General features: G+C 43.9%; 10 protein-coding genes. 5 read left to right on the forward strand and 5 right to left on the reverse strand.

From position 1 onward, the window contains the following. Positions 1–143: 143 nt before the first annotated feature. Positions 144–1,541, forward strand: a complete 1,398-nt coding sequence (locus tag B2751_RS11080) for a basic amino acid/polyamine antiporter (protein WP_290774806.1) — start codon at positions 144–146, stop codon at positions 1,539–1,541. Positions 1,542–1,606: 65 nt separating this feature from the next. Here the strand turns inward: B2751_RS11080 and B2751_RS11085 are convergent, their stop codons facing one another. Further along, a complete protein-coding gene (locus tag B2751_RS11085; protein ID WP_290774801.1) occupies positions 1,607–3,634 on the reverse strand; it encodes an EAL domain-containing protein in 2,028 nt (675 codons plus the stop codon). 186 nt (positions 3,635–3,820) lie between these two features. On the opposite strand from B2751_RS11085, the gene B2751_RS11090 reads away from it, so the two are divergent. The 3 genes from B2751_RS11090 (at position 3,821) to nagE (ending at position 7,095) form a co-directional block, all read left to right on the forward strand. Beyond that, on the forward strand, positions 3,821–5,023 hold the full coding sequence (locus B2751_RS11090; protein ID WP_023467138.1) for an ornithine--oxo-acid transaminase: 1,203 nt from the start codon (positions 3,821–3,823) through the stop codon (positions 5,021–5,023). A 153-nt stretch (positions 5,024–5,176) separates the two neighbouring features. Continuing rightward, positions 5,177–5,374, forward strand: coding sequence for a CsbD family protein (locus B2751_RS11095; RefSeq protein WP_035412412.1), 198 nt, complete (start codon positions 5,177–5,179; stop codon positions 5,372–5,374). Positions 5,375–5,586: 212 nt separating this feature from the next. Then, positions 5,587–7,095: an N-acetylglucosamine-specific PTS transporter subunit IIBC gene (gene nagE, locus B2751_RS11100; protein WP_035412415.1), complete on the forward strand. Its 1,509-nt coding sequence runs from the start codon at positions 5,587–5,589 to the stop codon at positions 7,093–7,095. A gap of 21 nt (positions 7,096–7,116) precedes the next feature. Here nagE and B2751_RS11105 read toward each other — a convergent pair whose 3' ends face one another. The 4 genes from B2751_RS11105 to yhfH form a co-directional block, all read right to left on the reverse strand. Next, positions 7,117–8,019 carry an EamA family transporter gene (locus tag B2751_RS11105; protein WP_035412417.1) on the reverse strand — a complete coding sequence of 301 codons (903 nt, stop codon included), beginning with the start codon at positions 8,017–8,019 and terminating at the stop codon, positions 7,117–7,119. 100 nt (positions 8,020–8,119) lie between these two features. After that, on the reverse strand, positions 8,120–8,761 hold the full coding sequence (locus tag B2751_RS11110; protein WP_290774802.1) for a YkyA family protein: 642 nt from the start codon (positions 8,759–8,761) through the stop codon (positions 8,120–8,122). 15 nt (positions 8,762–8,776) lie between these two features. Next, positions 8,777–9,622, reverse strand: a complete 846-nt coding sequence (locus B2751_RS11115) for a polysaccharide deacetylase family protein (protein ID WP_290774803.1) — start codon at positions 9,620–9,622, stop codon at positions 8,777–8,779. Between the two features lie 191 nt (positions 9,623–9,813). After that, the gene (gene yhfH / locus B2751_RS11120) at positions 9,814–9,960 is read right to left on the reverse strand and encodes a protein YhfH (protein WP_064505459.1); all 147 of its coding nucleotides are present in this window, start codon (positions 9,958–9,960) and stop codon (positions 9,814–9,816) included. A 184-nt stretch (positions 9,961–10,144) separates the two neighbouring features. Here yhfH and B2751_RS11125 point away from each other — a divergent pair. Next, positions 10,145–10,683: nitroreductase family protein (locus tag B2751_RS11125; protein WP_290774804.1), on the forward strand; the 539-nt coding region annotated here is incomplete at its 3' end.

Genomic DNA, 10,683 nt, shown 5'->3' on the forward strand with positions numbered 1-10,683 from the left:
TCCTCGAGCTGAAATACATGAATCCAGTTCATTCGTCTCAAATCCTTTCTTTACTTTAAAAGGTGATTTGTTATAATGACTTTTGTGTCTTTCGAATGAATATACGTAAGATGTAATAGATATACGGAAAAAGGAAGTGTCTCATCATGAATCAGCAAAAAATCGGCTTCTTTGCTCTCGCAGCAATGGTCATCGGTTCGATGGTCGGTGGAGGTGCCTTTAACCTTCCCGGTGCAATGGCCCAAAGTGCAAGTGCAGGACCTATTCTCATCGGCTGGAGTATCACAGGAATTGGAATGATCATGCTCGCGCTCGTCTTTCAGCACCTTGCAAACAGTAAACCCGAACTTGAAGGTGGTATTTATGCCTATGCACGTGAAGGGTTCGGACGTTTCGTCGGTTTCAACAGTGCTTGGGGATACTGGGTATCTGCATGGATTGGAACGGTTGCGAACATCACACTCGTCTTCAATGCGATTAGTTATTTCTTCCCGATTTTCGCGGCAGAGAATCGGATATTCCTTCTCTTGATGAGTATGGTAGTCATTTGGGGATTATTCTGGCTTGTCTCAAGCGGGATCAAGGAAGCGACCCTCGTTAATCTGATTACAACGATTGCAAAGCTCGTTCCAATCTTAATTTTCATTCTATTGGTTGGGATCGCCTTTAATATCAAAACGTTCAATTTAGACATCTGGGGAGATGGGACAGAACTCGGTTCAATCTTCGATCAAGTAAAGGGAACGATGCTCGTCACGCTTTGGGCGTTCGTTGGAATTGAAGGGGCCGTCGTTTTATCGAGTCGTGCTAAAAATCGAAGTGATGTCGGAAAAGCGACGGTAACAGGACTCGTTGGTGTTTTAGTCATCTATATCTTAATTTCTGTCTTATCACTTGGCGTCCTTAGTCAAGAAAAACTGGCTGGACTAAAGGAACCGACGATGGCGTATGTATTAGAGGCAGCAATCGGACCAGTCGGCGCGACGATCATCATGATTGGTTTAATCATCTCTCTATCCGGAGCGCTTCTTGGATGGACGATTTTAGCATCAGAGATTTCATATTTGGTTGCGAAAGATGGTGCATTCCCGAAAGCATTCGCTAAGACGAATCGAAAAGGGGCACCAGTCGGAGCGCTATTAATTACACAGATCGCCACACAAATCGTTGCTGGGATTGCGCTATTCTCTGCACAGACGTATCTCGTTCTATCAAGTATTGCCGGGATTTGTGCGCTCTTACCATATCTGTTATCAGCCTTGTACAGCATCCGGACTTCACGGGAAGAGCGGAATCGAAAAATGTTACTCTTCTCGGTCATCGCATCCGCGTACTCTATTTGGCTCGTCTATGCGTCGGGCGTTTGGTACATCGTCATTGCGGCGTTAGTTTATGCGCCAGGCATTTTAGCATATGCGTTAGCAGAACGAGAACAGCAACGGACAGGCATGTCACGTTATGAGTGGATTGCTAGCATGATTCTTGTTATCTTAGCCGGAGTGGCTGTTTACGGAATGGTCGTAGGAGAAATTCAATTGTAATTGTAAAAAACGATATGAAAAAAGAAGTCGTGGTGGATGCTTTTCCACCGTGACTTCTTTTTTTATTAAGGGGTTGAGAATCGTTTTTCGACATCCTGTACGGACAGTGGTTCAGAGAAAATGAACCCTTGCATGTACTGGCAATCTGTCGTTTTCAAGTAAGCCAAAGCATGTTCTGTCTCGACACCCTCAGCGACGAGGTTCAACTCTAGATTGCGACCCAGTTGAATGATAGAATCCAGCAAAGCATGATCGTTCTTTGCTAGTCCATCAATAAACACTTTATCGATTTTTAATTCATCAATTGGAAACGCACTAAGATACTGTAAAGAAGAGTAGCCTGTTCCAAAATCATCAATCGATAAGCGGAAACCGAGTGACTTAATGAGGTGCATGCGTTCGACGGTTCGTTGTGTCTGTAAGATAGCAATATTCTCTGTCAACTCGAGCGTGACGGAAGATGGCGAAACGAGTCGCTCCGTTACGATATGTTGCAACGTTCGAATAAAGGAGTCACTTTGGAATTGGTGCGGTGAAATGTTGATCGCCATCGTCAATTCAGGGCCAATCGTTTGTTGCCACTTCGCGAGCTGTTCGCATGCTTCGATGATGACCCAGTTGTTGATTGGTGTGATTAGAGAAGCTTCTTCGGCGAGTGGAATGAACTCATCCGGCGGAATATTTCCGAGCGCCGTATGATTCCAGCGTAATAACGCTTCGAATCCTTTGACGGCTTGTGATTGAAGCTCGATGATCGGTTGATAAGCAAGGTAGAGCGACTGATCTTCGAGTGCCGTGAAGAGAGAACGTTCGAGTTGGATTTTACGTGTGAATTGTGTGTCCATCTCGTGTGTTAAGTACTGAATCGTTCCCGTACCAATTGATTTTCCCGCATAGAGAGCAGTTTCAGAGCGGCGGTATAAATCTTCAAGTGTTTTCGCTTCAGACGGATAGACAGTGATACCGAATGTGCAAGAAACGATGAGTGAATGACCGTTAATGTAATAAGGACGTTGTAACGCTTGTTGTAATTTTCGAGCATATTGAAAGAGTAGATTACTCGAGGGTGCAGGTAATAGGACACCGAATAAATCACTCGTCGGATGAAAAGCAAGGACACCCGTCGTATGTTCCAAAAGCCGTGTTGCCATTGCTTGAAGGAGTTGATCCCCGACATGTGTTCCAAACGAATCGTTTATGACTTTGAAACGATCGATATCGAACAAAATGAGTGCAATGGGTTCATGTGATGCAGCAGACTGGAACAATGCTTCCCCTTCGCGTAAAAATCCACGTTTATTTAATAAATGCGTCATCTCATGGTGATGCACTAAAAAATCAAGTTCTTCTTCAAGCACAGTTGTTTCCGTAATGTCGTTACCGATGAACAGATGCTGAAAACGAACGCCGTTTGCATCATAAATCGGAATCAATGTTGCTTGGAGATGTTTTCGTTCACCCGTATGTGAAGTGAGACTAAGACGACCAGACCACGCTTTGCGTTCACGGAGTTGTGTTCGGATTTCTGAGACAGTCGCACTAGTTTGATCGAGAATTACGGACCATGGCTGACCAATAAGCATTTCAGGACAGTAACCTGTTACATCCATGAGTTGGTCGTTTATATACGTAATTGCACCACGCGCGTCAAATACAGCGACACTGGCGATTTGATCGAACGCCTGACGTAAATCCATCAAACCTTGAAATAATGGTTTTGTTGTAATCGGTTGTTGAGCAGACGGAATACCACAAACGAAAGCAGCAACGACGTTGCCTACTTCATCAAGTAGAGGAGACAGTAGCAACGTTGAGGTCATGGGAGTACCAGACTTATGGAATAAGGAGGCATTCGGCAATTGGACCGATTGACGGCGTTTTAAAAAGGAATGCCAAATTTGATGGCTGAATGCCATATCTTCCTGGTCAAGTAAAGGAACGATTTGGCCAACGATTTCCTGTTGTGTCCAGCCCCAATGCTGTTCTGCTAACTCGTTCCAGGAACGAATGGTCAAATCGATATTTAAGATGAAAGACGGTAGTGGAAACTCTTGAATGACGACTTCATAGGAATCAATGGTCGAACGATCCATTACGTGCGCACGCTCCTTTATGATGAAAAGAGATGACGGTTCACTTGTCTTGTCTTTTCCCAATATATTCAATTCTTACGCATCCCAATCCTCTAGGTTATACATTTTTTAGATGAAGATTATACAAGAAAATCTGCTATAATGATTTTGAAAGCGTTTTCTAAAGAGCTATAAGGGGGAATCTCGATGAATCAAACAGAGAAAATCATTCAACAGACAGAACAGTTCGGAGCACATAACTACCATCCACTCCCGATCGTCATTTCAGAAGCAGAAGGTGTCTTCGTCACGGATCCGGAAGGACGTCGTTATATGGATATGTTGAGTGCTTACTCAGCCGTCAACCAAGGACATCGTCATCCGAAAATCATCGAAGCTCTAAAACGACAGGCGGATAAGATCACTTTGACGTCACGTGCCTTCCACAATGATCAACTGGGCTTTTTCTATGAAAAAGTAGCACAATTGACGGGTAAAGACATGGTATTACCGATGAATACAGGTGCGGAAGCTGTTGAGACAGCAGTGAAAGCAGCACGACGCTGGGCATATGAAGTGAAACAAATCCCAGGTGATGCTGAAATCATCGTTTGTGAAGGAAACTTTCACGGTCGAACGATGACAGCCGTCTCCATGTCGACAGAGGCAGAATATCAACGAGGATTTGGACCGCTTCTTCCTGGAATCAAGACGATTCCATACGGCGATCTGGAGGCACTAAAACAGGCAATCACTGAAAATACAGCGGCATTCATCTTGGAGCCGATTCAAGGCGAAGCAGGAATTTTAATTCCGTATGATGGCTTCCTAAAAGATGCACAAGAAGTTTGTCGTGCGCAGAATGTTTTGCTCGTATCGGACGAGATTCAATCTGGACTTGGTCGTTCCGGTAAATGGTTTGCTTCTGATTGGGATGAGGTAACACCAGACATGTATATTCTTGGGAAAGCACTGGGTGGTGGTGTATTCCCAATCTCGTGTGTTGCCGCGAATAAAGATGTCCTTTCTGTCTTCAATCCAGGTTCGCACGGCTCGACGTTCGGTGGCAATCCACTCGCTTGTGCCGTCTCGATTGCTTCACTTGAAGTATTAGAAGACGAAAAGTTACCGGAACGTTCACTCGAACTCGGTACGTACTTCATGGAAAAATTAAAACAAATTAACAACCCGATGATCAAAGAAGTACGTGGTCGTGGATTGTTCATTGGTGTTGAACTAACAGAAGCAGCTCGACCATATTGCGAAGCGTTGAAAGAGAAAGGCTTACTCTGTAAAGAAACACACGAGACAGTCATTCGCTTTGCACCACCGCTTGTCATCACAAAAGAAGAGTTGGATTGGGCGTTCGAACGGATTGAACAAGTGTTAGGCGTTTCCGTCGCCCAGTAAATGAATACATTCAAATCGAATAACAGTGAACAAGATGTTCACTGTTATTTTTGTTTGGATGAGTGTCGGTATGGATACAGGAAATGTTTGAAATTCAGTCATAAGGGAACATACAACTATCGCAAAAAAAATTTTTAAATGGGGGTAATGGTTATGTCAAATGACAGTGGTCTCAATAAAAAAGCAGATGGTCTTGTTGATAAAGTAGCGGGTAAAGCAAAAGAAGCACTCGGTAAAGCAACAGGAGATAAATCGACAGAGCGCGAAGGTAAAAAAGATCAATTAAAAGGTGACGCCAAGAAAACCGTAGGAAACGTTCAACAAAATTTTGAAGATACAACTCGTCGTTAAGACCGTGGGAATTAAATAGAAAAACCGGACTGGAGGATTACTCTAGTCCGGTTTTTAGTGTTTGCTATAATGAATTTTTATACTAATAAAAAAGATAGTGAATAATTTGTATAAAGGTCTAGTCATTTAGATATTTATATGGAATAATTAAAAACGTAAAAGCGTTTACATTGTTCTGTCATTATCGTTTTATTCAGGAAAGGGTGAAAGGGATGTTGCAGTTTCTACAACGAATTGGTAAGGCTTTGATGTTACCAATCGCAGTATTACCAGCTGCCGGAATCGTACTTCGATTAGGTTCGGCGGATATGCTAGATATTCCATTGATGGTAGCAGCAGGAGGGGCAATTTTTGATAACCTTCCATTGATATTTGCCATTGGTGTCGCAATCGGTCTATCGATTGATGCGAGTGGGGCAGCGGGTCTTGCCGGAGCCATCGGGTATCTTGTCTTAAAAAATGGCGTCGACTCGATGAACAAGGATTATTCCAGTGCACAGATTCAAGCAAAATATGATGCGATTGCGGCGATCGTCAATGATTCCTCGACCAAGGTCGATGGCGCGACGCTTGGTTCGATTGCGAACCAGGCGACGCTCGGTTCAACCGTCAATATGGCAGTATTCGGTGGGATCATTGCGGGTATCGTTGCCGGTCTTCTATACAATCGCTTCTACAATATTAAGTTACCGGATTGGTTGGCATTCTTCGGAGGCCGTCGTTTTGTTCCAATCATTACCTCAGCTGTCATGCTCGTACTTGCTTTCATCTTTGGTTATGTTTGGCCGTTCATCGAGCAAGGTATCAACGGTGCCGGTGAATGGATGGTCGGTCTTGGCGCAGGAGGCGCTGCTTTGTTTGGATTCTTTAACCGTCTCCTGATTCCTGTCGGCTTGCACCATGTTTTAAATAATATTTTTTGGTTTGTTTTCGGTTCATACGAAAAAGCAGATGGTACGGTAGCGAACGGGGATATTGCGCGTTTCTTCGCTGGAGATCCAACAGCGGGGATTTATCAAGCTGGCTTCTTCCCGATCATGATGTTTGCCTTGCCAGCTGCAGCCTTTGCCATCGTCATGGCTGCGCGTAAGGAAAATCGAAAAGCCGTTGCTGGAGCGATGATTGGTCTTGGACTGACATCCTTCTTGACAGGAATTACGGAACCAATCGAGTTCTCGTTCATGTTCTTGTCACCTGTTTTATACGTCATCCATGCTGTACTAACGGGTCTATCGATGGCCATCGTTAACTTACTCGGTATTTTACATGGCTTCTCCTTCTCGGCTGGTTTCATTGATTACGCCTTGAACTTCGGGATTGCGAAAAAACCATTGTTGATCATCCCGGTTGGTCTCGCGTTCGCGGTCGTCTACTACTTCCTGTTCTACTTCATGATCACAAAATTCGATCTGAAGACACCAGGTCGTGAAGATGAATCGCTCGTTACAGACACGGGAGTCGTTTTGACGGACTCAGACGATAAATATGAACAACAAGCAGCTCAAATTTTTGCTGGATTGAAAGGAACAGAAAATGTCACGTCGATTGACAACTGTGCGACACGTTTACGTCTTCAAGTCAAGGATCCAAGCATCATTGATGAAGCGGCGATTAAAGCGGCTGGAGCAAAAGGTGTCATGAAGATGGGGGCGACTAGTGTTCAAATCATCATTGGCACAGATGTCGAATTCGTTGCAGATGCGATGAAACGACAGAAGTAAAGAAAACGACCTTTCCTGAGCTCAGGAAAGGTCGTTTTGCTGTACGTTCGCAACAGGTGCTGTTTTGCTCGAGCGATAGATCGGATAAAAGATTCCAATCAAGATGATGACGATCCCAATCCATTGAGAGCTCATCAGATGTTCACCTAAAATTAACACGGAACAGATGACCGCTGTCGGTAGTTCAGCTGCTCCAAGCAAAGAAACGCTTGCTGGGGAGAGGTGAGGCGCGCCCGCAGCAAATAAGAGCGGTGGTAAAATTAACGCGAACAGACCAAGCGGAATCGCGTATAACAGAAGTCCATTTTCGAAGTTCGCAGAGGATAAGAACGTCGTCGGTGGATACATCGTCATGACGAAAGCAAGACCACCTGTCATCATGTAAAAACTCTTCTTGATGACGGGTAAATGATTGGCGATGCGTCCACTAGCGAGTAAGAAAATTGAGAAGCTTACAGCCGCTCCAAGACCGAATAATGTTCCACGGAAGTCAAGTGGACTCGAGTAAGCGGCACTCGCAAGAATGGCTCCGCCAATCAACAGAATCGCAGACAGGAAATGCGCGCGAGATGGTAAACGTCTGAATGCGAGCGCATCGATGATGACACCAATCCAAGTGAATTGGAATAAGAGAATGATTGCAACGGATGCCGATACGGTCTGAAGACTTTGATAGTACAGATAACCAGTTGTACCACTAGAGATACCGATCAACATGAGAAGACCAGCTGTCTTAAGATCGAGACGAAGATTTTTCGTAAATAAGGCAAGACTGAAAATCATCAGCCAACCGAAGAAAAATTGACTCCCAGAAACGGCTGCTGAGTTGAATCCAGCTGCATAAGCGAGTTTGACGATCGTTGAGAGGACACCATAACTGATAGCGCCAATGAGAACGAATAAGGTTGCTTTTGAGCGATGCATGAATAATTTCCCTCCATTTTTAGTAAAAACCACACAAAAAAGGTTGCAACGGGGCCTTGTCCAGGTTTTTTGGACAGGGTTTGGTTGCAACCTGTGTGATTTATTGAGTTGATGTGTCGAGCAAACGATACAGCCGGGTTTTCGTTTGGTTGTACTGAACGGTCAGCGTGTTCCACTTCTTTAATGACGCGGTAGCTTTCCGTGTTAAACGATTTAAATCCGCTGTTGACTCATCAATCTTAACGAAATCCGGTTTTTTAGTCAAGCGTGAAAGCACTTTCTTTTCAGCGTCCATCGCTTGTCGATACGTTTTCGAGAACGTTTGAAACGTCTGCTGGCGTTCCTTGATGATTGCCACTAAGGCAGTTCCTTCCGTTTTTGCTTTACCATCAAGTTTGTTTACAGCATCCTTCAATTCTTCAAGATCAAGTTCAGCGTACGTTTCCTTACGTAACGTTTCTTCTTGTTTCAATAAAGCAAGCCGTTCATCATTTAAGGCTTCTAGTTCCTCCCGTTCATTTTGAGAGCGTTTGATTTCTTCAGCACCTGCATCAAGAACGGCTTGGTACGTATTAACTGAAATTTCGTCCTTACGAGCACGTTGATCAGCTAGCATGAATGCCTTTTCTTCACCTTTGACTTGTTGCTCTAGCTGTTCATGAAGAGAGGCTGGTGAATCGTTGGAGCAGGCAGCGAGTCCGAAGCTCGACAGGAACAGTACTGCTACGAATGATTTTTTCATCTAGATAGTAACTCCTTATAAATTCGAGTATTGCACGAAGTTGTACGGAATATGGAAATCTTCATCATAAATCGCGAACTGATAGCCCTTTTTTTGAAGTCCGGCAACAATGGCCGGAAGGGCCTTGATAGCTTGTGGTTGTTCATGCAAGAGAATGATTTCAAATGGACGCTCTGCTCGCCGAATGACCGTATTAGCCACTTCTTTTGCACTATCTTTGTAATACCAGTCCATTGAATCGATCGACCAGTCCCATACTCGGAAGTCTGCTGAATGAATGGCAGATGCCATTTTTTTCGTGATGCCTGGATCAGAGCCATAAGGTGGTCGTGTCAAATGTGGTGTTAGCTTCGTCAACTCATGGATTTTCTTCTGAACACTTTGCATCTCTGAGACATACTTTCCTTTTTCGTACAATGTATCGTAATCGTGTGTTTCCCCGTGTAATCCGATATAGTGTCCAGCTTTAGCAGCAGCTTTGACTTCTTGCGGAAAAGCATCTATTTGTGTTCCGAGATAAAAGAAAGTGGCACGAGTCTGAAGTTGATCCAATGTTCGAAGTAAGTCCGGTGTTAATGCGGATGGACCATCCTCGAATGTTAAATAAGCGACTTTTTTCGTCACACCATTCCATTTTTCGACGCGTGCTTTTTCCATATTGACGACAGGGACTTCAGTAATGGATTTACTTGTCGTAATGGATTGTTGTTCAGGAGTAAATACGTATCGATAAGCGACATATCCCCCAACTCCGAGAAAGACAAGTGTGAGAAGTAAGAAGAACCGAGGGAAAAACTTTCTTTTTTTTGTACGCGGTCGTGGACCGAGTTCGCTAGCGTGGCTTGAGGTAAATGGATCCATCGTTGTCTGTCGCTCCTTTTGTAAAAAATATCATATACAGATAATGTAACATTCTGACTGTTTCTTTTGTAACAAACAGATGACAAAAAGATGACGGAAAATCGATTTTTCTAAAAAATATCGATTTATTTAGAAGAAGTTTGTAAGAAATAAAAAAACAACCACTGAATAAGTGATTGTTTCATGTGTTATTAGTGTTCTGTTACAGCACACTCATCGCATTCCGTTTGATAGGATTCACATTGTTCATCCATCTCTTTTCCGCAATGGGCACACGTCTTGACGGGAAGCTCACGATAGAATGCAGCAGATGCTTCTTGGTAAAGGGGTTGTTCCATGTGTTTTTCCTCCTTCAAAATAAACGCAATGGTCTTTTTCTTGTTTTTATTGTATTAGTACAGAGGTTTAATGTCAACTATTGTTTTATAACAGTAAATTCGTTTGAAGTATTGATAGAGGACAATAAAAAAGGGACATGCTACGATATCTAAGTAATCTGATAATAATAAGGGGGATTTACACATGACACAGGTAACACTTGATACAATGCGTGTCTTAACAGAAAGACGTTCGGTTCGTCATTACGACGAAACGTTCAAACTTTCAAAACAGGAAGTGGAAGAACTATTAGAATGGACGACAGCGGCGCCGAGTGCTTGGAATCTACAACACTGGCATTTCACGGTCTTCCATTCAGAAGAAGCGAAGCAACAGCTTGCACCAATTGCATACAATCAGCCGGCCATCGCTTCGGCTTCAGCAATCATTGCGATTCTAGGGGATGTTCAAGCCAATCGAAACTATAATCCGGTTTATGGTCCGGCAGTAGAAGCGGGTGGTATGACAGAAGAATTGTTCGATTCGATCAAGGCACAAGTAGAAGGCGCTTATCAAAGTGAAGCCTATGGGCGCGACGCGGCAATGTCGAATGCGAGTCTTGCTGCGATGCAATTGATGCTTGCGGCAGAAGCGCGTGGATTATCAACACTCGCAATGGGTGGATTCGATCATCAACGTTTTGCGGAAACGTTCATTACCGAGTCACGGTATGTACCGGTCAT

This window comes from Exiguobacterium sp. UBA6282 (genome assembly GCF_002440475.1).
Taxonomy (GTDB): domain Bacteria; phylum Bacillota; class Bacilli; order Exiguobacteriales; family Exiguobacteriaceae; genus Exiguobacterium_A.